The 21,075-nt window shown below is 71.4% G+C and carries 20 protein-coding genes; 15 read left to right on the top strand and 5 right to left on the bottom strand.

The window, feature by feature from the left end:
• The first annotated feature begins 356 nt into the window (after positions 1–356).
• From ACMXN5_RS47725 to ACMXN5_RS47710, 4 genes are all read left to right on the top strand, one after another.
• On the top strand, positions 357–1,100 hold the full coding sequence (locus tag ACMXN5_RS47725) for a FadR/GntR family transcriptional regulator (protein WP_439681145.1): 744 nt from the start codon (positions 357–359) through the stop codon (positions 1,098–1,100).
• Between the two features lie 30 nt (positions 1,101–1,130).
• Positions 1,131–2,174: an enolase C-terminal domain-like protein gene (locus tag ACMXN5_RS47720; RefSeq protein ID WP_439681144.1), complete on the top strand. Its 1,044-nt coding sequence runs from the start codon at positions 1,131–1,133 to the stop codon at positions 2,172–2,174.
• A 75-nt stretch (positions 2,175–2,249) separates the two neighbouring features.
• Entirely contained in the window at positions 2,250–2,579 is a 330-nt protein-coding gene (locus ACMXN5_RS47715) for an L-rhamnose mutarotase (RefSeq protein WP_439681143.1), read from the top strand.
• Between the two features lie 287 nt (positions 2,580–2,866).
• Positions 2,867–3,628, top strand: coding sequence for a FadR/GntR family transcriptional regulator (locus ACMXN5_RS47710; RefSeq protein WP_439681142.1), 762 nt, complete (start codon positions 2,867–2,869; stop codon positions 3,626–3,628).
• 99 nt (positions 3,629–3,727) lie between these two features.
• Here ACMXN5_RS47710 and ACMXN5_RS47705 read toward each other — a convergent pair whose 3' ends face one another.
• From ACMXN5_RS47705 to ACMXN5_RS47690, 4 genes are all read right to left on the bottom strand, one after another.
• The gene (locus tag ACMXN5_RS47705) at positions 3,728–4,570 is read right to left on the bottom strand and encodes an amidohydrolase family protein (RefSeq protein WP_439681141.1); all 843 of its coding nucleotides are present in this window, start codon (positions 4,568–4,570) and stop codon (positions 3,728–3,730) included.
• Positions 4,571–4,631: 61 nt separating this feature from the next.
• On the bottom strand, positions 4,632–5,651 hold the full coding sequence (locus ACMXN5_RS47700; RefSeq protein WP_439681140.1) for an aldo/keto reductase: 1,020 nt from the start codon (positions 5,649–5,651) through the stop codon (positions 4,632–4,634).
• Between the two features lie 82 nt (positions 5,652–5,733).
• On the bottom strand, positions 5,734–6,489 hold the full coding sequence (locus ACMXN5_RS47695; protein ID WP_439681139.1) for an SDR family NAD(P)-dependent oxidoreductase: 756 nt from the start codon (positions 6,487–6,489) through the stop codon (positions 5,734–5,736).
• 10 nt (positions 6,490–6,499) lie between these two features.
• Entirely contained in the window at positions 6,500–7,351 is an 852-nt protein-coding gene (locus ACMXN5_RS47690) for a fumarylacetoacetate hydrolase family protein (protein ID WP_439681138.1), read from the bottom strand.
• Positions 7,352–7,783: 432 nt separating this feature from the next.
• Between ACMXN5_RS47690 and ACMXN5_RS47685 the strand changes: the two genes are divergently transcribed.
• Both ACMXN5_RS47685 and ACMXN5_RS47680 read left to right on the top strand, forming a co-directional pair.
• Complete coding sequence (locus ACMXN5_RS47685) at positions 7,784–9,046, top strand: AGE family epimerase/isomerase (protein WP_439681137.1); 1,263 nt, start codon at positions 7,784–7,786, stop codon at positions 9,044–9,046.
• Positions 9,043–9,975, top strand: a complete 933-nt coding sequence (locus ACMXN5_RS47680; RefSeq protein ID WP_439681136.1) for a carbohydrate kinase family protein — start codon at positions 9,043–9,045, stop codon at positions 9,973–9,975. Before ACMXN5_RS47685 ends, ACMXN5_RS47680 begins: the two co-directional genes overlap by 4 nt.
• A gap of 807 nt (positions 9,976–10,782) precedes the next feature.
• Here the strand turns inward: ACMXN5_RS47680 and ACMXN5_RS47675 are convergent.
• Positions 10,783–11,391 (bottom strand): DUF2255 family protein, encoded by a 609-nt coding sequence (locus ACMXN5_RS47675; RefSeq protein WP_439681135.1) that lies wholly within the window; start codon positions 11,389–11,391, stop codon positions 10,783–10,785.
• Positions 11,392–11,726: 335 nt separating this feature from the next.
• Between ACMXN5_RS47675 and ACMXN5_RS47670 the strand changes: the two genes are divergently transcribed.
• The 9 genes from ACMXN5_RS47670 to ACMXN5_RS47630 all read left to right on the top strand — a co-directional run bounded on the left by ACMXN5_RS47670 (position 11,727) and on the right by ACMXN5_RS47630 (position 21,065).
• The gene (locus ACMXN5_RS47670) at positions 11,727–12,374 is read left to right on the top strand and encodes a hydrolase (protein WP_439681134.1); all 648 of its coding nucleotides are present in this window, start codon (positions 11,727–11,729) and stop codon (positions 12,372–12,374) included.
• Positions 12,375–12,691: 317 nt separating this feature from the next.
• Positions 12,692–15,472 (top strand): helix-turn-helix transcriptional regulator, encoded by a 2,781-nt coding sequence (locus ACMXN5_RS47665; protein ID WP_439681133.1) that lies wholly within the window; start codon positions 12,692–12,694, stop codon positions 15,470–15,472.
• Positions 15,473–15,582: 110 nt separating this feature from the next.
• Positions 15,583–16,518 carry an NADP-dependent oxidoreductase gene (locus tag ACMXN5_RS47660; RefSeq protein ID WP_439681132.1) on the top strand — a complete coding sequence of 312 codons (936 nt, stop codon included), beginning with the start codon at positions 15,583–15,585 and terminating at the stop codon, positions 16,516–16,518.
• A gap of 32 nt (positions 16,519–16,550) precedes the next feature.
• Entirely contained in the window at positions 16,551–17,315 is a 765-nt protein-coding gene (locus ACMXN5_RS47655) for an SDR family NAD(P)-dependent oxidoreductase (RefSeq protein WP_439681131.1), read from the top strand.
• 44 nt (positions 17,316–17,359) lie between these two features.
• On the top strand, positions 17,360–18,436 hold the full coding sequence (locus tag ACMXN5_RS47650; RefSeq protein ID WP_439681130.1) for an alpha/beta hydrolase: 1,077 nt from the start codon (positions 17,360–17,362) through the stop codon (positions 18,434–18,436).
• On the top strand, positions 18,433–18,891 hold the full coding sequence (locus ACMXN5_RS47645; RefSeq protein WP_439681129.1) for a MarR family winged helix-turn-helix transcriptional regulator: 459 nt from the start codon (positions 18,433–18,435) through the stop codon (positions 18,889–18,891). The genes ACMXN5_RS47650 and ACMXN5_RS47645 overlap by 4 nt, the downstream gene beginning before the upstream one ends.
• 260 nt (positions 18,892–19,151) lie before the next feature.
• A complete protein-coding gene (locus tag ACMXN5_RS47640; RefSeq protein ID WP_439681128.1) occupies positions 19,152–19,700 on the top strand; it encodes a dinucleotide-binding protein in 549 nt (182 codons plus the stop codon).
• A gap of 34 nt (positions 19,701–19,734) precedes the next feature.
• On the top strand, positions 19,735–20,298 hold the full coding sequence (locus ACMXN5_RS47635) for an NADPH-dependent FMN reductase (RefSeq protein ID WP_439681127.1): 564 nt from the start codon (positions 19,735–19,737) through the stop codon (positions 20,296–20,298).
• Positions 20,295–21,065, top strand: coding sequence for an SDR family NAD(P)-dependent oxidoreductase (locus ACMXN5_RS47630; protein WP_439681126.1), 771 nt, complete (start codon positions 20,295–20,297; stop codon positions 21,063–21,065). The genes ACMXN5_RS47635 and ACMXN5_RS47630 overlap by 4 nt, the downstream gene beginning before the upstream one ends.
• Positions 21,066–21,075 lie beyond the last annotated feature (10 nt).

The raw sequence follows: 21,075 nt of genomic DNA, 5'->3' as shown, positions 1-21,075 counted from the left end.
CACTTATGCGCCGAGTGTGCATGGGAACGTCCCATCTGTAGTGGGTGCGATGCGGGCGATATAGATCTGATACATACCAGGGCCGCAAGGCCGGTCCGGGCTGGCTCTCCGGAGGATCGCCGCACATTGTGCGGCCCGAGCGGGCCATCCGGAACGGATGTCGCGACGACAAGCGGGCGAATCAGCCCAGCTGAGATAGGGAGAGTCTGAAGTCATCGGACCTAGGCGTCAAGGGTTTGGTTATGGTTCACTGAACATCTACCGCCCGATGTATCTGAAACATATAGTGCCGACAGACGCTGCGTAGCGGCAGGAGCGAAGGGGGAGAGTCGTTGGCCCGATCAGAGAGGATCCCCGTGCCCGCGAGCGCGGAGGATGCCTACCGCCCCGGGTACGAGGTCGCGGCCGAACGCATCCTCGAGTACCTGGTCGGGGCGGGGCTCCGACCCGGCGCGCGGCTGCCCACCGAGAAGGATCTCGCGGACGAGGTGCAGATGAGTCGGACGGTGGTCCGCGAGGCGGTGAAGATCCTCTCCGCCCTGGGCCGACTCTCCGTCCAGAAGGGGCGCGGGATCTATGTGGCCGAGCCCGAGCAGCCGTCCTGGCAGACGTCCTTGAACAAGTTTCTCCCCGCGGATCTCAAGCAGGTGGACGAACTGTTCGAGTTCCGTCGGCACCTGGAGACCACCACCGCCGGCATGGCCGCCCGGCGAGCCACCCCGACTCAGGTGAAAGTGGTGCGCGAGGCCGCACGGCAGTCCGTCCTGGCGGCGGAGCAGGACGACCTCGAGGGCTTCACCGCCGCCGACGACGCGTTCCACGTCGGCGTCGCGGACGCGGCAGCCAACATGTTCTTCGCCTCCACCGTCGACGCCGTACGACGTCTGCAACTCCAGGTCATGACCATCGGACTGGCCGGGGTCGCGGGCGGGTCTCTGCTGGTCGCCGCGCGGCAACACGAGGCGATCGCCACGGCCATCGCCTCCGGCGAACCGAACAACGCCGAGGCCCTGATGACCGAACACATCTGCATGACCGCCCAACAGTTCCACAGGGAGATCTGGCGTCGCGTCGTCCCCGGCAACGACACCGACTCCTGAACTCCGCACTTCCAGCCGTGAAGGACACCCATGCGAATTACCGATGTGACGATGGAACTGGTCGACCTGCCCGCTCAGCCGCCCTTCCGGTGGCGTGCCGGGCTGCCGGGTTCGGAACCGGCAACGGTGGGCGGCATCCTCCGCGTCCACACGGACGAGGGCCTGGTGGGCGAGGCGCACACCCGGCGTGGCGTGATCGTCGCCGACCTGGTCGACCGTCGCATCCGTGCGGACCTCGTCGGTCGTGATCCACTGATGCGCGAACTGCTGTGGGAGCGACTGTGGGAACTGGACCGGATCGAGGAGCTTCCGATCTATGCCCTCGGTCTGGTCGACGTGGCCTTGTGGGACTTGGCGGGCAAGGCCGTCCAGCAACCGGTCCACCGGCTGCTGGGCACCTACCGTGAAGCCATCCCCGCCTACGCGAGCACGGTCACCTTCGGCAGCGTCGAGGAGTACCTCGACGTCGCGACCCAGTGCCTGGAGCTGGGCTACGTCGGCATCAAGCTGCATGCCTGGGGTGACCCGAAGGCGGACGCCGAGCTGTGCCAAAAGTTGCGGGCGCACGTCGGTGACGAGGTCCCGCTGATGTACGACGGTTCGGCCGGCTTCGACCTCGCCGACTCCATCCGACTCGGTCACGCGCTGTCCGAGGCCGGCTACCTGTGGTACGAGGAGCCGATGCGCGAGTTCAGCGTGACCGCCTACCGCCGGCTGGCCGAGCAGGTCACGGTCCCGTTGCTGGTCGCGGAGACCTCCGACGGCGCGCACATGAACGTGGGTGACTTCATCGCGGCCGGCGCGGCGGGCCGGGTCAGGACGAGTGCGCAGTACAAGGGCGGGATCACCGGGGCTCTGCGCATCGCCCATCTGGCCGACAGCTACCTGTTGCGGGCCGAGGTGCACGGCAGCGGAGTGGTCAACGCCCATCTGTGCATGGCGATCCCGAACACCACCTACTACGAGTCCCTGGTGTACACCAACCCCGTCCGACGCGAGCCGTCGGTGGGTGCCGACGGGCTCGTGCGGGCGCCGAACGCCCCCGGCATCGGCTTCGACCAGCCGGGCTGGTGACGAACTCCCGCCGGCCCCCCGATGGTGGGGCCGGCGGGATCCCCCGACCACTCTTCCGCGGAAGGAATCGGCACCGTGCCCGTCCAACGCCACGCGGCGGTCATCCGCCTGCGCCCGGAACTGAAAGCCGAATACCGCGCGCTGCACGCGGCGGCCTGGCCCGAGGTGCTGGCCACGCTCAAGCGCGCCAACATCGGCAACTACTCGATCTTCCTGCGCGACGGCCTGCTCTTCAGCTATCTGGAGTACACCGGCGAGGACTATGCGGCGGACGCCGCGCTGATCGCCGAGTGCCCGGTCACCCGCGAGTGGTGGGCCCGCACCGACCCTTGCCAGGAGCCACTGGACAGCGTCGGCGACGGCCGGCGTTGGGCGCCGGCCGAAGAGATCTTCCACCTCGAGTGATCCGCGTCATCGGGTCACTTTTCCTCGTTCGGCGCCGTATTCGTCGGATTGGCCATCTTCTGCGCGGCCGCCCCTACCGTGGTGGATGCGATGCGCGCGAATGGATCTCACACATACCCCGAAGCCCGGCCCAGCCGAGAAGGGGAGGGGGCTGAGGCCATCGGACCTGGGCGTCAAGGTTTGGCTATGCTTCACTGAACATTATCTACCGCTTGATGTATGTGAAATATGTAGGTATCGGAGCGAGTGTGCGTCGCGTGGCGGCGGGAGCGAAGGGGGAGAGTCGTTTGGCTCGCTCGGAGAAGGACCTCGCGAGCGCGGAGGGTGCCTATCGTCCCGGGTACGAGGTCGCGGCCGAACGCATCCTCGAGTACGTGGTCGGGGCGGGGCTCCGACCCGGCGCGCGGCTGCCCACCGAGAAGGATCTCGCGGACGAGGTGCAGATGAGTCGGACGGTGGTCCGCGAGGCGGTGAAGATCCTCTCCGCCCTGGGCCGACTCTCCGTCCAGAAGGGGCGCGGGATCTATGTGGCCGAGCCCGAGCAGCCGTCCTGGCAGACGTCGTTGAACAAGTTTCTCCCCGCGGATCTCAAGCAGGTGGACGAACTGTTCGAGTTCCGTCGGCACCTGGAGACCACCACCGCCGGCATGGCCGCCCGGCGAGCCACCCCGACTCAGGTGAAAGTGGTGCGCGAGGCCGCACGGCAGTCCGTCCTGGCGGCGGAACAGGACGACCTCGAGGGCTTCACCGCCGCCGACGACGCGTTCCACGTCGGCGTCGCGGACGCGGCAGCCAACATGTTCTTCGCCTCCACCGTCGACGCCGTGCGGCGCCTGCAGCGCCAGGTCAGCGTCATCGGACTGGCCGGGGTCGCGGGCGGGTCGCTGCTGGTCGCCGCGCGGCAACACGAGGCGATCGCCACGGCCATCGCCTCCGGCGAACCGAACAACGCCGAGGCCCTGATGACCGAACACATCTGCATGACCGCCGAGCAGTTCCAACGGGAGATCTGGCGTCGCGTCCTGCCCGACAACGACGCTCACTCCTGAACTCCGGACCCCTGGAGCTTTCCGCCCCGAAGGACACGGGGCGATACGTGAGCCGGGCGGACGGCAGCGGCGCTCCGCCCCCCTTGTGTCTGCCGGGCGTCACAGGCCGTAGACCCGCGTGGCCGTACCCCCGAAGACCTCGTCCCGCTCGTGCGCCGACAGGTCCGCCAGAAGCTCGCGGGTGGTGCCGACCACCTGCTCGTACCCGGCCGCCAAGGTGCACACCGGCCAGTCCGAGCCGAACATCAGCCGCTGCGGGCCGAAGGCGTCCAGGGCCACCGATACCGCCGGCCGCAGGTCCGTGAGGGTCCAGGCGTGCCGGTCGGCCTCGGTGACCAGCCCGGACAGCTTGGCCACGGTGTTGGGAAGCCGGGCCAGGGCGCGCAGCTCGGCGGCCCAGGTGCCCGGTCGGCGCGAGCGAATGGGGGGCTTGCCCAGGTGGTCCAGAACGAAGGTGAGTTCGGGCCGGGCGCGGGCCGCCTCGATCGCGGCCGGCAGCTGCTCCGGGCGCAATACCAGGTCGTACGCCAGGCCGGCGGCCCCGACTGCGGCGAGGCCGCGGTCCACCTCGGGCCGCAGCAGCCAGTTCGGGTCGGCCTCGCCCTGCACCTGGTGGCGGATGCCGACCAGGTGTTCGCCGCCGGGCAGCGCGCGCAGTTCGGCCAAGACTTCGGAAACCGCGGGCGAGGTCAGGTCCGTCCAGCCGACGACGCCGGCCGGCAGCGGGTCGCCGGCCGCCAGGGCCAGGAACTCGGGAGTCTCCTCGGGTACGCAGATCGTCTGCACCAGGATCGTGGCGTCGACGCCGGCCGCCGCAGCCTGCGGGCGTAGGTCGTCGAGAGTGAAGTCGCGGTGCAATGGCGCGAGTGCGGGACCGGTGATCCAGTCCTGGGCGCGCGCCGACAGGTCCCAGACGTGCTGGTGGGAGTCGATGGTGGTCATGGGCTTTCTCTCCCGCCGGTGAGCGGATCGTTGCCGCGAGGGCGAGCCGACGGTATCGGCATCAGCGACATCCTCGGTCGGGGCGCGAGGCGGGCAGCGGCGCGTCCCGGGGCAGCAGGCCCCGGGAACGCAGCGCGAGCCACAAGTCGTGGGGGATGGAACGGTTCATCATCGCGGCGGCGTCCTCCACCTCGGCGGCGCGGCGTGCCCCGAGCAGGACGCCGGCGACGGCGGGATGACCGAGTGGGAATTGCAGTGCGGCGGCCCGGAGCGGGACGTCGAAGCTCTCGCACACGGCCTTCAGCGCCAGGGCCCGCTCCAACAACCGCGGCGCGGCCGGGGCGTAGTCGAAGGTCGCGCCGGGCCTGGGATCGGCCAGCAGGCCGGAGTTGAACACCCCACCGACCAGCACGGACACCCCGCGTTGTGCGGCCTGGGGCAGGAGCGCGTCCAGCCCGCTCCGGTCGAGCAGGGAGTAGCGGCCGGCCAGCAGGACCACGTCGATGTCGGTGTCGCGGACGAACCGAGCCGGTATCGCGGCCTGGTTCATGCCGACACCGATCGCGCCGACCGTGCCCTCCGCACGCATCCGCTCCAGTTCCGGGTAGGCGTGGTCGAGGGCTTCCCGCTCGTGGTCGTCCGGGTCGTGCAGGTAGACGATGTCCACCCGGTCCAGTCCGAGCCGGGCGAGGCTCTCCTCGACACTGGTACGCACGCCGCGGGCGCTGAAGTCCCACACTCGCTCGTGGGTGGCCGGGACGGCGAAGCCGTTCGCCAGGTCGTCTTCGGGAGGTCCGGAACGCGGGCGCAGCAGGCGGCCGACCTTGGTCGCGAGCGTGTACCGCTCACGCGGTCGGGTGCGCAGCGCCTCCCCCAACCGGCGTTCGGACAGACCCAGTCCGTAGTGCGGGGCGGTGTCGAAGCTGCGGATGCCGCAGGCCCAGGCGGCCTCGACGGTGGCGGTCGCGTCCTCGTCGGTGATCGGGTGGAACATGTTCCCGAGTGGTGCGGCGCCCAGTGACAGTTCGCCGACGATCGTGGCGGAGCGTCCGAGGGGTGTGCCGGGCGATGTGCTGCGCATGGGGTTCGGGCCTCTCACTGGGGAACCCGGCCGGACCGCCTGGGGAGGGGCGACCCCGAAAGTCCGGCCGGGTGTTTCGGGGTCAGCCCGGGGCGGGTCGCGTTCGAAGGGCGGCCATGCCGCCGTCGACGGCCAGCGCGGTGCCGGTCGTCGAGCCCGCCATGGGGCCGGCGAGGTAGACGATCGCAGCGGCGACCTCGTGGGCGGCGACCATCCTGCGGTGCGGTTGACGGGCGTTGAGCGCGGCGAATTCGGCCGCGGCGTCGCGGGAACGATCGAGCAGCCGGGTCACCCACGGCGTGTTCACGGTGCCGGGGTTGACGCAGGTGACCCGGATGCCCTCTCCGACGTGGTCGGCGGCCATCGCCAGGGTCAACGCGTAGACCGCGCCCTTGCTCGCCGAGTACAGGGCCCGTTGGGGTATCCCGGTCGTCGCGGCGACCGAGCAGGTGTTCACGATCGCGGGGTGTGCCGACCGGCGCAGGTGCGGCAGTGCCGCGCGGGTGGTGCGGACGATGCCGAGCACGTTGACGTCGAGCACCTGCCGCCACTGTTCGTCCGGGTTGTCCTCGACGGTGCCCACCGCGCCGATTCCGGCGTTGTTCACCAGGATGTCCAGGCCGCCCAGCGACTCCGCGGCCGCCGCGACCGCGGCGCGCACGCTGCTGTCGTTGCCGACGTCCGCGGTGAAGCCGAATAGGGGTGCCGGCAACCCGCCGGGGGCGAGGTCGAGCACGGCCACCTTGGCACCGCGCTCGACCAGCAGGTCGACGGTGGCCAGGCCGATGCCCGAGGCGCCACCGGTCACGATGGCCCGCAGGCCCGCGAGCTCTTTCATGGTCGTCCTCTCAGGCCGCTGCGAAGGTCTGCTGCTGGCTGCCGAGCCCGTCGATGCCGAGCACGACCGTGTCACCGGGACGCAGGTACGGATGGTCGGGCAGGCCCAGTGCGACGCCTGCGGGCGTCCCGGTGTTGACCACGTCACCGGGTTCCAGGACCAGGTATCGGCTGAGGTACCAGACCAGGTGGGCCACGTCGAAGATCATGTCCCCGGTGGTGCCGTGCTGGCGCGGGACGCCGTTGACCGTGGTGGTCATCCGCATGTTCCGCAGGTCGGCGACCTCGTCCGGGGTGACCAACCAGGGGCCCAGGGGGTTGAAGGTCTCACAGGACTTGCCCAGGTCCCACTGACCGGAGTACTCGAGTTGGAACTCCCGCTCGGACACGTCGTTGCTGATCGTGTAACCCGCCACGCAGGCCAGGGCCTCCTTCGGGGTGTCCAGGTAGCGGGCGCGGCGCCCGATGACCACCGCGAGTTCCACCTCCCAGTCGGTCTTCACCGACCCGCGCGGGATCAGCACCCGGTCGTACGGGCCGACCACGGTGCCGGGGTCCTTCATGAACACCACCGGCCGGGTCGGGATGTCCGCGTTGGTCTCCCGCGCGTGGTCGCGATAGTTCAGGCCTATGCAGACCACCTTGCCCGGGCGGGCCACGGGTGCCCCGATGCGCTCGTAGGTACCGTCCAATTCCGGGAGCAGGTTCCGCGCCAGAGCGGTCCGCACCCGGTCCACACCATCGCCCGCCAGGAAGCGGCCGTCGATCTCGGCCGTGACCGAGGACAGGTTCAGAAGGCGTCCGTCCTCTGCCGGCACCGCCGGTACCTCGTGGCCGACAGGTCCGACCCGGAGCAGTTTCATCGGAGAGTGTCCCTTCAGACCTCGCATCGCAATGTGTCGGGACTCTAGGAGGGATGAACCGGCAAGTGCAAGGAGTACATCAGATGTATTTGCTGCGCGAGATGGCCTCCGATAGGGCATTTGCCCAGGTTGCAGGCCCGTGCGGTCCGCACTCTTTCTCAGATGAATCAGAAACATCTGGATGAAATCTTGTTCCGAATGCACGTCGCTGTCTAGAGTCTGACCCGTCCGGGTTCCAGGGCCGCGCTCTACAGCCGCGAGTCACGCACTGCCTCGGCCGAACCGCACACATCCCACGGGCCGCCCCGTGGCGATGCCCGGTCCACGGCCCCGCCCGGCCGATCACCCCGAAACCCATGGCCGACCGCCTGGGCACCACCACCCTTCGACAACGACGTCCGTGTGTCGACGGGAATGAGGAGACGGAGCGACATGGAGGCTGCATCACCGGAGACACCCGGCCAACCGCAGTGGCTGGACGCGGAGTTCGAGCGACTGGTGACGTTCGCACGGGGCGCGCGTCTGGCCGGCGGCGGGTTCGGCCGACTGGACGACGACGGTGTTCCCGCGACCGACGGCGCCGTGCACACCTGGATCACCGCCCGGATGACCCACGTGTTCGCCCTCGCCCACCTGCGCGGGATCCCCGACACCGCGCCGCTGCTGGATCACGGGATCGCCGCGCTGTCGGGCCTGCTGCGCGACGGCGAACACGGCGGCTGGTACCCGTGCGTCGACCCCGGCGGCCGACCCCTCACGACCGGGAAACGCGCGTACGACCACGCCTTCGTCGTCCTGGCCGCCGCGAGCGCCGCCACCGCCGCGCGTCCCGGCGCCGACGTACTCCTCGCCGAGGCACTGGAGATCCTCGAACACCACTTCTGGAACGAGACCGAGGGCGCCTGCGTCGAGTCCTGGGACGACACGTGGACCACGTGCGAGGCCTACCGGGGCGCCAACAGCAACATGCACGCCGTGGAGGCCTTCCTCGCCGCCGCCGACGCGACCGGCGACACGGTGTGGCGCACACGCGCACTGCGCATCGCCGAACGCGTCGTCCACGAACACGCGCGCGGCAACGACTGGCGGCTGATCGAACACTTCGACACCTCGTGGCGACCGCTGTACGCATACAACCGCGCGCTCCCCGACGACCCGTTCCGTCCCTACGCCGCCACCGTCGGCCACTGGTTCGAATGGGCCCGGCTCCTGGTCTGTCTCGCCGCGTGCCTGCCCGACCCGCCCGGATGGCTCCTCGACGACGCCGCCGCGCTGTTCGCCGCCGGAGTACGCGAGGGCTGGCACGCCGACGGCCGCCCGGGTTTCCTCTACACCGTGGACTGGGACGGGAAACCGATCGTCCGCGCCCGCATGCACTGGGTCCTCGCCGAGGCCCTGATGGCCGCTGCGGCCCTGCACCGGGCGACCGGCGACCCCGACTACGACCACTGGCACCGCAGGTGGTGGACCCACGCCGACACCCACTTCCTCGACCGGGCCCGCGGAAGTTGGCACCACGAACTGGACCCGGAAAACCGGCCCTCGGCCACCGTCTGGGCCGGCAAACCCGACGCCTACCACGCGGCACAGGCCACCCTGCTGCCCCGACTGCCGGCCGCACCCTCCCCCGCCGAGGCGCTGCGCCGCATCGGGGTCGGGCTCGTCCCGCACGACTCCGGGGCGGTCGGCCCGTGATCACCGTGGCGGGCGAAGCGCTCGTCGACATCGTCCGGTCGGACGGCGGCGAAGCGGTGGCGCACCCGGGCGGAAGTCCGGCCAACGTCGCGGTCGGGCTCGGGCGGCTCGGCGCGCCGGTCCGGCTGGTGACGGCGTTCGGGCGGGATGCGTACGGTGCCCTGCTCGCCGAGCACCTGGCGGCGAGCTCGGTCGCGGTCTCTCCCGGGTCCGTGCACGACGGTCCGACCAATGTCGCGCGGGCCCGGGTGGACGAATCCGGGGTGGCGTCCTACGACTTCGACATCACCTGGGATCCGGGCGGGGCCTTCCTTTCGGCCGACTCCACCTGCCTGCACACCGGTTCGATCGCGGCGATGCTCGAGCCGGGCGCGTCCGTCGTGCGTTCGCTCGTCGAGCGGGCGCGCAAGCGGGAGTGGGGTCGAGGACGAGGCCGGACGACCGTGTCGTACGACCCGAACTGCCGTCCGTCGCTGATGGGCGATCCCGAGTCGGCCCGGACCCGGATCGAGTCGCTCGTCGCCCTCGCCGACATCGTCAAGGTCGGCGACGAGGACCTCCGCTGGCTGTACCCCTCCCGCGACTTCGCCGACGTCGCCGCGGACTGGCTCGCACGCGGACCCGCCGCGGTCGTGGTCACCCTCGGCGCGAAAGGCTCCCACGGCACCTGCCGAACGGGCACCGTCCACATCCCCACACCCCCCGTGACGGTCGCGGACACCGTCGGCGCCGGCGATGCCTACACCGCCGGCATGCTCCACGCGCTCCATCGCCGTGCCCTCCTGGGCGCCGAAGACCTGACCACCCGTCTCGACCACGACCTGCTCGCACACGTCCTGACCGAAGCGTCCCTGGCCGCGGCCCTGACCTGCACACGTCCTGGCGCGGACCCTCCGACGGCCGCCGAAATGGCGGCGTACGACCACTGAGCTTGCTCCGCTTCGACGGACACTTTCGTTGTGGTGGTCAGGCCGCAAGTGCGGAGCCGTCGCAGCACCCGGCGCGGCACCGGGTGCACCAGCGCGGCGAGCCGGGCCCGGCCGGCCCGGTGAACCGCGGCCGCCGGTCCCCGAACTGCCGTTCCAAGACAGTGAGCCGGTGGCGCAACACCGCAACCTCGGCGTAATCGCGCAGACGACGCCGGGCGGCCTGATCGTCACCCGTGGGCCACCGCGTGGGCCGCGTACGGCAACGTCGTCCTGACGCCGGATCACCACGGCGGCGTGCGCGGACGGTTCGCGCACGGTGGGGCGTTCATGGCGATGCGCAGCCACCGCTCGCGCGTGCGCGACGTCGCCGCGACCGTGGTGCGAGCGGGCGACGTCCCCGACACGGGCAGCACCACGCTGTCGCGGTGGGACGTCGCGGGCGGCGACCGACGCGCCGAGGCGGTCATGGCCCTGGTGCTGCCCGGCCTGCGCACCCACTGGAACGACGATCCGGAGCCGGGCGACGACTTCCGCTCCCGGCTGTGGATCCGGGACGACGCGCTGACCTCCTGGGCCACGGTGGACTACGACGGCCCCCGACTCGACGCCTTCTGCGTGCGTCGACACGGGCCCCGACGCCTGGGGGAAGAAACCGCGGCGGCCTGGTCCCGGTGGACGACCGCCGACAGGCCGGCCTTCGACACGTTCGGCCTCGACATCGGTGCCGACGGCACCCGGACCGTGTGGTGCGGCGCCCGACGGCCCACCCGGCCGATCCACCCCGGACAACCGAACCCGGACGTGTACCTACCCCGTTCGTCGACGCCGGGGTCGGTACGCACCGGCGCCCGGGAGCAGGCCTTCGAGAACGCGCTCAGCGCGGCGGCGGAACAGCGTGCGGAGACCGTGATGACGTTCGACGAACGGAGGAAGGACGTGCGCCTGGGGGAATGGAAGCGAGACGTGGCGGACAGCACGGACAGTGGGAAGATCCCGAGGCTTGCGGTGGTGGCCATCTTCCAGCGCGGTGGCGCGGTCCGCAGGTCGTCGGTCGGGGTGGTGAACCAGGTTTCCATGCCGGTCAGGCGGCGGCGGTCGGTCTCGGTGTGGTGGCCGTCGGCGCGGTGGAACCAGGGCCAACGTGGTCCGTACTCGGTGCGATACGCCTGGGAGACCATCGTCGAGATCGGGGTCGTGGACCGGTTCGAGGCGTACCGGGGCGATCCCGTCGCGGGTCTCGACCCGGACCGCGGCGTCCTCGCACACGCGGCGGAACCATCGGCCGCGGGTGCCGAACGCGGAGCGTACGTACGCCTGGCCCCCCACGACGACTACCCGGAGCGGTCGAACCGCCCACGAGCCGTCGTCCCGGGTTTGGATCACGATCTCGTCGAGCAGGTGCGGGTCGTCGCGCATGGGAACGAATCCTCCGTCCGGGAGAGCCGGTACACCCGGCCACCCTGTCCCCGCTGCCGGTCGGGTCGGGTCGGTCGTCGTCGCCTACATCCGGTGCGAGCGGGGACCGCCGAACGTGGGTGTTGGAGGCGCGGAGGCGCGCGGCGGTCCCGGGCCGGGGTGCGCGGGGCTGCGTCGGGATCGTGCGACCGGATGCGTGCCACGTTCGGGCGGCTACGTACCGCGCCTACGCAACGGTCGCCGACGCGACCACCCGGGCCCGAGTGGCAGGTTCGGTGATCGACGGCCTCATCGTCGGGGCCGCGCATGCCCACCGATCCTCGGGAGACTCGCACATGGCGGCGAACGACATCACCTACACCGGCCTCGACGCACTGCTCACGCCCGAGAGGTCGGTGCTGTTGCTCATCGACCATCAGGGCGCGCAGTTCGCGGGCATGCACAGCATGGATCCCAATCTGGTGGTCAACAACGTCACGGCGTTGGCCAAGGGCGCGAAGCTGTTCGGGGTTCCCACGGTGTTGTCCACTGTGGTCCAGGACCGCGGCGGGCGGCTCATCCGGCAACTCCGGGAGGTGTTCCCCGACCAGAGCCCGATCGACCGCACCACGATCAACACGTGGGAGGACCCGCGGGTCGTGGAGGCCGTGGCCGCCACCGGGCGCCGGGACCTGCTCATCGCGGGGTTGTGGACCGACATATGCCTGGCCTTTCCGGCGATCCACGCGATGGGCGACGGCTACCGGGTCTTCGCGGTGACGGACGCGTCCGGCGCGACCACGGTGGAGGCGCACGAGCGCGGCGTCCAGCGGATGGTGCAGGCGGGCGTGATCCCGACCACCGCCGGGACGGTCATCTCCGAGTGGCAGCGGGACTGGGCCCGGGAAGAGACCGTTCCGGGGATGTCCGAGATCCTGTTCGCGCACGGCGGCAGCTTCGGTACGAGCCTGGCCTGGGAACTCCAGCTCCTGGGCAAGGAGTAGCGCCTGGGGTGACAGAACCGCGGACCGCGGCCCCTCGGCCGACCATGTCGGCGTCGGGGGTCTGCGGTCTTTGCCTGTCCGACCCTCGGCGCTCGGCCCGCGATCCTTGCTTCTCGCCCCGCTCCGGCCGCCCCTGTTCCGGGATTCCCGATCCCAAGCCCCCGACGCGCCGCAGATATTGACGTGTCACCAACTTCCCCTATTGTTGTCACGTCACCAAAAGGTCGGGTCCTCCCGCCCGGGCGAACTCCGCGAAGGTCGCCTTCGGGTCGGTACGCGCGCGACCGCACCCGGGGACGACGGCTCGGCGGGGTGCCATGGAACCCGCCCGGAACAGGGCGGAGTTCACGGTGGAACAGCCACGCCGGGATAGGGCCGATCGAACACGACTGATCGGCCGAGAGCGCGAATTCCGGATGCTGGATCGGTTGCTTGCGCGACTCGACGGCGGGCACGGGGAGTCCCTGGTCGTGCGGGGCGAGCCGGGCATCGGCAAGACGGCGCTGCTGGAAGCCGTCCGGTCGGCGCCGGGGCCGCGCGTCCTGGAGGCGTCCGGCGTGGAGTTCGAGACCGACTTCGCCTTCGCCGCTCTGCATCAACTGTGTGTGCCGATGCTGTCCGGCATCGATCGACTGCCGCAGCCACAGTCCGCCGCGCTGGGCGCCGCGTTCGGCCTGAGCGTCGGCGGCGTGCCGGATCCCTTCCGGGTCGGGTTGGCAGTTCTGAGCCTGTTGTCGGAGACCGCCACGAAGCGGCCACTGCTGTGCGTCGTCGACGACGCACAGTGGCTGGACCGCGCGTCCGCGCAGGCTCTGGCCTTCGCCGCCCGCCGACTGCGGGAGGAACCGGTCGCCTTCGTGTTCGCGATGCGCGAGGAGAGCGACCGCCGCGAACTGTCGGGGCTGCGCGAGCTGCCGTTGTCGGGGCTGACCGAAGAGGATGCCCGCAGGCTGCTGGCCACCCGGGTCCGTGCGCCGTTGGACGGCCCCGTGCGCGATCGCATCATCGCCGAGGCGCGCGGGAATCCGCTCGCTCTGCTCGAACTCCCGCGCACCGCCGACCTCGCGGGTGGGTTCGCGCCCCCCGACACGACGACCACGTCGGACCGGATCGAGGCCGGCTTCCGGGCACGCCTGTGCGAGCTGTCCGCGGACACCCGAATGCTGGTGCTCGCGGCGGCCGCCGAGCCGACCGGGAATCCGCTGCTGCTGTGGCGCGCGGCTCAGGCCCTGGGGATCGACATACGGGCGACGGCACCCGCGGAGGACGCGGAACTGCTGTCCGTCGGCACCTGGGTACGCTTCCGCCATCCGCTGGTGCGCTCCGGCGTCTACCGCTCCGCTTCCGCGGAGGACCGTCGTACGGTGCACGGTGCGTTGGCCCGAGCCACCGACGATCGCACCGATCCCGACCGCCGGGCGTGGCACCGCGCGCTGGCGGCGACCGGACCGGACGAGGACCTCGCCGAGGCGTTGGAGCGGACCGCGGAACGCGCCCGAGCACGCGGGGGAATCGCGGCCGCGGCCGCCTTCCTCGCAGAGGCGGCGCGGCTCACCCCCGATCCCGGACGCCGGGCCGACCGCGCCCTCGCGGCGGCGAACGCCAAACGCGACGTCGGCGCCGTCGACGTGGCGTCGGACCTGGTGGCCGCGGCCGAGGCGGGCCCGCCCGACGCCGCCCGACAGGTGGCCGCCGAGACCCTGCGCGCGCGGATCGCCTTCGACACCCGGCGCAATCGGGCTGCGGTCGCCAAGTTGCTGCGCGCCGCGCGGCACACGGTCGGGCTCGACCCGGCCGCGGCCCGCGAGATGTTCCTGGAGACGCTCGCGGCGGCGGTCTTCGTCGGGCGCTTCGCCGACCGGCCGAGCGCCCTCGACGTGGCCGAGGCCGCCCGCGCACTGCCGCCCGCCCCGGAGCCGGCTCGCGCCCTGGACGTGCTGGTCGACGGGCTGGGCGTCCAGGTCGAGAAGGGATTCCCCGCCGCTGCCACACAGTTGCGCCGGGCCGTGGACGCCTACGTCCGCAGCGAGACGGACGAGCACGGCACCGGCGAGTTGTGGATCGCGTGCAGCGCCGCGATGGACCTGTGGGACGGCCCGTCCTGGCAGGTCCTGGCCGAGCGCCAGGTCCGACTGTCCCGCTCGGGCGGCGCGTTGCCCGTGCTGCCGGTGGCACTGAGCTACCGAGCACTCGCGCACATCCACACCGGCGAGTTCGACGACGCCTGGGCGCTCGTCGACGAGGCGTACGCGATCGCCGCCGAGGTCGGGGTGCCCGGACTGGTGTACGTGGACGTCACCCTCGCCGCCTGGCGCGGCGACGAGCAACGCACCCTGCACCTCGTCGAACTCGCGCTGCCCGACGCGATCGAGCACGGCGAGGGCAGACTCGTCACCGCGCTGGAGTTCGCCCGAGCGGTGCTCTACAACGGACTCGGCCGCTACGAGGCGGCACTGGAGGCGATCCGGGTACCCGCCGACCTCGACGAAATGGGTTTCCTCACCTGCATACCCACCGAGTTCGTGGAGGCCGCCGTGCGGGCCGGCCGCGCCGACCTCGCCGCCCCGGTACTGGAGCGGCTCGCGGAGGTCACCCGAGCCGCAGGAACGGACTGGGCGCTGGGCGCCGAGCGTTGCGCCCGTGCCCTGCTCGCCGACGGCCCGGCCGCCGACGACCTCTACCGCGAGGCGATCACCCGGCTCGACCGCACCGACGCCGGCGTACATGCCGCCCGTGCCCGCCTGCTCTACGGCGAGTGGCTGCGCCGCCAAGGGCACCGCGTCGAGGCGCGAACCCACCTTCAGGCCGCGCACGAGGCACTCGCCTCCATCGGCGCGCGCGCCTTCGCCGCCCGGGCCGCCGGCGAACTGGCCGCCACCGGCGAGCACGCCCGCAAACGCACCGGCGACACGCCCACCCGCCTGACCGCCCAGGAGTTCCAGATCGCCAAACTCGTCGCCACCGGGGCCACCTCCAAGGAGATCGGCGCCCAACTGTTCCTGAGCCCGCGCACCATCGACGCCCACCTGCGCAACATCTTCCGCAAGCTCGGCATCACCTCGCGCCGACAACTGCGCGATCGACGGTTCGCCGTGTGAGGCCGCGCACCCGCGCCCCGGCCCCGTTAGGTGGATATCGCCGACGCGAGGAGCCGGTTCGTCCTGCGAGGTTGGTGGACACACCACCGATACCTCTTGGGGAGGGCATCGTGAAGGCACTCGCCGCGCGGTCCTACGGACCGATCGAAGACCTGGCCGTCCTGGAGTTTCCGATTCCCACTGCGGGACCGGGCCAGGTCCTGGTCCGCACCGAGGCGGCCGCGGTCAACGCGGCGGACGTCGTGCTGACCACGGGAGCCCTCAGGCAGGTCATGCCCGTCGACCACCCGTTCGTCCCGGGTGTGGACGTCAGCGGCGTGGTGGAGGCGGTGGGGCAGGGCGTCGTCCGGTTCTCGGTGGGTGATCCGGTGTTTGCCTGGCTGGGCCTGGGTTCCGGCGCGCTGGCCGAGTACGTCGTGATCGACGACACTCCCGGGCTCGCGCTGCGCCCCGCGGGGCTCGACGCGGCCCGGGCGGCGGCGTTGGCCACCGGCGGGCTGACCGCGTCGAGCCTGGTCGGGGCGGCCCGGCTCGGGCCCGGGTCGACCCTGCTCGTCGTGGGTGCCACCGGCGGCGTCGGGTCGTTCGTCGTCCAGCTCGCAAAGCGGGCGGGCGCCACCGTCCTGGCCACCGGCCTGCCCGAGGACGAGGGCTACCTGCGGGACCTGGGCGCCGACGTGGTCGTCGACTACGGCTCGGTGGACACCACCGACGAGACCCTGCGTCGGGTGCCCGGCGGCGTGGACGCGGTGATCGACGTGGTCCACGTCGGCGCCGCGCTGGTGCGGTCGGCGGACGCGGTCAGGGCGGGCGGGGTCGTGGTGTTCGTGCTCGGGGCGCCGCCGCCGACCTTCGAGCGCGGGGTCACCGCGGTGTACGCAGGCGCTTCGGCGCCCGAGGGCCGGCTCGACGAGCTCGCGGCCCAGGTCGCGGACGGTCGACTGCGCGTGCCGGTGAGCGCCGACTACCCCTTCGCCGACGCGCGGCAGGCGATCGCCGCCTTCGCCCGGGAACACGTGCGCGGCAAGGTGACCGTCACCTTTTGAACCGGGCTGCGGCCCACGAGGAGCGAACCGACATGGCAGAGCAACTTCTCGACTTCACCGACCAGGTGATCCTGGTCACCGGCGGAGCGACCGGCATCGGCCGGGCCGTGTCGCTGGGCTTCGCCCGACAGGGCGCGACGGTGGTGATCGGCGACGTCGACGACCGCAGCGCCGAGACCGTCCTGCTGATCGAAAAGGAGGGTGGCACGGCCCTGTTCGTGCCCACCGACGTTTCGGTCGCCCGCGATGTCGAGCACCTGGTCGCCACGACTGTCGCCACCTTCGGCGGCCTGCACGTGGCGTTCAACAACGCGGGCGTCTTCGTCCCGCCGGCCCCGCTGGCCGAACAGTCCGAGGCGGACTGGGACCGCGCCATCGCGGTCGACCTCAAGGGCGTCTTCCTGTGCCTGAAGTACGAACTCGCGCACATGGCCGCCGCCGGCGGCGGCGCCATCGTCAACACCGCGTCGGTCGCGGGCCTGATCGGCGACCCCGACATGGCTCCGTACGTCGCGGCCAAGCACGGCGTCGTCGGCCTGACCAAGGCCGCGGCCGTGGACTACGCGCACGCCGGGATCCGGGTCAACGCGCTCGCTCCCGGACTGACCGAGACGGCGATGACCCGGGCCTGGCTCGACGACCCGGCGAAACGCGAACTCGTGTTGGCGGGGCCGCAGTTGCATCGCGTCGCCCAGCCTGAGGAGCTGATCGGCATGGTGCTGTATCTCGCCTCGCCACTGGCCTCGTTCGTCACCGGCGGGGTCTACGTGGTCGACGGCGGCCAGACCACCCGCTGAATCCCGCGTCCGACTCTTTCTCCACGCCCTTCCCGGGAGCACCGATGACCACCGATTCCCCGCCTTTCGGCGCGCCGACCGGGCAGGTCGGTCCGCCGCCATTCGATCCCGAGCTGGCCCCGGCGTTGGCGCCGTTGGCCGAGCTGATGCCGGCGACCGTCCGCCCGGAGATGATCCCCGCGCTGCGCGCCCGACTGGCGGCGCTGCGCACCTCGGACGAGGAACTGCGGCGCGGCGGCGCCGTCGAGTTCGTGGAGCGCCGCATACCCGGCCCACCGGGCGCGCCGGAGGTGTCCTTGTTGGTGTGCCGGCCGGCCGGGGTCTCGTGGCCGAGGCCCGCGGTGTACTTCTGTCACGGTGGCGGGACGATCCTGGGCGACAACCGCAACCTGATCGGCGAGATGCTCGACTGGGTACGGGATCTGCGCATTGTGCTGGTGTCGGTGGAGTACCGACTCGCCCCGGAACACCCTTACCCGGCGGCGGCGGACGACGTCTACGCGGGGTTGTCGTGGACGGCGGAGCACGCGGCCGAACTCGGCGTCGACCCCGAGCGGCTGATCGTGGCGGGCGCCAGCGCGGGTGGGGGGCTGGCGGCCGGCGCGGTGCTGCGTGCGCGGGATCGGGGTGGTCCGCGGATCGCCGGGCAGGTGCTCGCGTGCCCGATGCTCGACGACCGCAACGACACCGCCTCCGGCCGGCAGATGGCCGGTTTGGGGGTGTGGGACCGCACCTCGAACGACACCGGCTGGACCGCGCTGCTCGGCCGGCGCCGCAGCGACCCGGACGTGCCGGCCTACGCGGCTCCTGCCCGCGCGGCGGATCTGTCGGGACTGCCTCCCACCCTCCTCGACGTCGGCTCGGCGGAGACGTTCCGGGACGAGGTGGTCGCCTTCGCCGCGCGTCTGTGGCAGGCCGGCGGACGGGCGGAACTGCACGTGTGGCCGGGTGGGTTCCACGGTTTCGACGCGCTGGTGCCCGAGGCGGAACTGTCCCGGGCGGCGCGCACGGCCCGGGCACGGTGGGTGCGGCGGCTGATCGGCGAGCGGTCGCCGGAGGCGGACGCGCCGGTGACGGCGCCATTGGTGACGCATCAACCTCCTGATAACTTCGGATCATGAGTGAACCGCGCTGGCTCGACGAGCGAGAGGCCGAGATCTGGAAGACGTATCGGGACCTGCGGCGTGAGCTGCAGAGCGCGATGGAGCGTCAACTCGATCGCGACTCCGGGCTGTCCGGTGCCGACTACGCGGTGCTCGCGCCGCTGACCGAGTCGGTGGAGGGCGTGCTGCGGTCCCGCGAATTGGGCGCGGTGCTCGGCTGGGAACGCAGTCGGGTCTCGCACCAGATCAGCCGGATGGAGAAGCGCGGCCTGGTCGCCCGGGAGCCGTGCGTGGACGACGCCCGCGGCTCGATGGTCCGCGTCACGGCCGAGGGCCGGGCCGCCATCGAGGCCGCCGCGCCCGAGCACGTCGAGACCGTGCGCCGATACTTCTTCGATCCGCTGACCCGCGACGAGGTCGAGACCCTGGGTGCGCTCCTCGCCCGCATGCTCGATGCCCTCGCCCGGCACTGACCCGCCGCTCGTACACGGGCACTTCACACCCGTACGCGACGAAGCCGCCGCCTCTCCCGAGGTGGCGGCTTCGTCGCGTACGCGGCCGTGCCGCGCGCCGCGCCGCGGCAGGTTGTTGACGTGACAGCAATTCCCGCCTAGTTTGTTGACGTATCACCGATCGGTCTAGGTGATCTGTCCGGGCGGGATTCGCCGACGCGAGCGAACCCGTCCCGCCGGCAACGTGGTCGGCGCAACACCGCACACACGAAGGGGTCAGGATGAAGATCACGGTGATCGGACGAGGCAGGGTGGGCGGCGGCCTCGCCGCGTTGTGGACGGGCGCGGGGCACGAGGTGACCGGAATCGGCCGCGAGGGAGGCGACGCCACCGGCGCCGATGTCGTCGTGGTCGCGGTTCCCGGACCCTCGATCGAGGACGCGCTCGCCCGCGTGTCCGGTCTCGACGGCCAGGTCACCGTCGACACATGCAACATCTACCAGGAGCGCGACGACGAATTCCCGTCGCTGTCCCACCGGATCCGATCGATCATCGGCGGCCCGACCGCGAAGTCGTTCTCCACGAACTTCGCCGCCGCCTATCCGGAGATCGCACGGCAGCGGGTGCGACCGGGCAACCTGTTCGCCGCCGAACCGGGCGCCCACGACGTCACCGAGCGGCTGATCCTCGACGCCGGCTACGAACCTGTGTTCATCGGCGACCTCGACCCGGGCGCCCGACTGTTGGAGGACAGTTCGGGCCTGACCAGGGCGCTGGCCGGTCGACTCGGCCTCTTCTTCTACCGCTACGCCCGCCCCGGCGAGCTGTGAACCTCCCCCACCGCCGTCCGCGAGGAGCACGAGCATGACCAGGATCGCGATCATCATCGGCAGCACCCGCCCCGGCCGCAACGGCCAGGCCGTCGCCGAATGGGTGTACGACATCGCCAGGCAACGCTCCGACGCCGACTACGAACTCGTCGACATCGCCGAGTACCACCTGCCGCACCTGGACGAGGCGGCGCCGCCGTCACTGGGGCAATACACCCAACCCCACACCCTGGCCTGGGCCCGGACGATCGACTCGTTCGACGGATACGTCTTCGTCACCCCCGAGTACAACCACTCCACCTCGGGCGCGCTCAAGAACGCCATCGACTTCCTGTACGCCGAGTGGAACAACAAGGCCGCGGGCTTCGTCAGCTACGGCAGCGCCGGCGGCACCCGCGCGGTCGAGCACCTGCGCCTGGTGATGGCCGAACTCCAGGTGGCCGACGTCCGCGCACAGGCGGCGCTGTCGCTGTTCACGGATTTCACCGACTTCACCACGTTCACCCCCGCGCCGCATCAGATCGACGCGGTCACCGCCGTGCTGGACCAGGTCGTCGCGTGGAGCGGGGCGCTCGCCGGCCTGCGCACGGCGTCATGAGCGACATCCTGGCCGGCAAGGTCGTCGTGGTGACCGGCGCGTCGAGCGGCATCGGCCGGGCGATCGCCGTCGGCGCGGCCGGCCACGGCGCGAAAGCGGTGATCGTCGCCGACCTCGACGAGACCCCACGCGAGGGAGGCGGCCCCACCGTCGCCGAGATCGAGGCGCTGGGCGTGCCCGCCCGTTTCGCCACCACCGACGTCACCCGGCGCGACCAGGTCGACGCCCTGCTCGACGCAGCCGACGAGTTCGGCGGCGTCGACGTCATGGTCTGCAACGCCGGCATCACGTTGCACTCGGACGGCGCGGACGTGAGCGAGGACGACTTCCACCGACTCCTGGCGGTCAACCTCGACGGCGTGCTCTTCGGCGCGCAGGCCGCCGCGCGACAACTACGCGCCGCCGGCAAACCGGGCAGCATCGTACTGATGGGCAGCATGGGCGGGATCGTCGGCGCGGGGTTCACCGTCGCGTACTCCACCAGCAAGGGCGGCGTCGTACTGATGGCCAAGGCCCTCGCCGACGCCCTCGGCCCGGACGGCATCCGGGTCAACGCCGTCTGCCCCGGCACGATCGACACCTTCCTGCTGCGCAACACCCCCGACGTCGGCGCCGCCGCCGAGGGCTACACCCGACGCACCCCGCTGCGCCGACTCGGCCGACCCGAGGAGATAGCCGACGCGGTCGCCTACCTCGGATCAGACCTGTCCACCTACGTCACCGGCACCGCCTTGGTCGTCGACGGCGGTCTGACCTCGGTGATCTGAGCCTATCCGC

This window comes from Embleya australiensis (genome assembly GCF_051903075.1).
In the GTDB taxonomy this organism is placed as follows: domain Bacteria; phylum Actinomycetota; class Actinomycetes; order Streptomycetales; family Streptomycetaceae; genus Embleya.
This window is presented reverse-complemented; position numbering and strand designations above follow the sequence as displayed.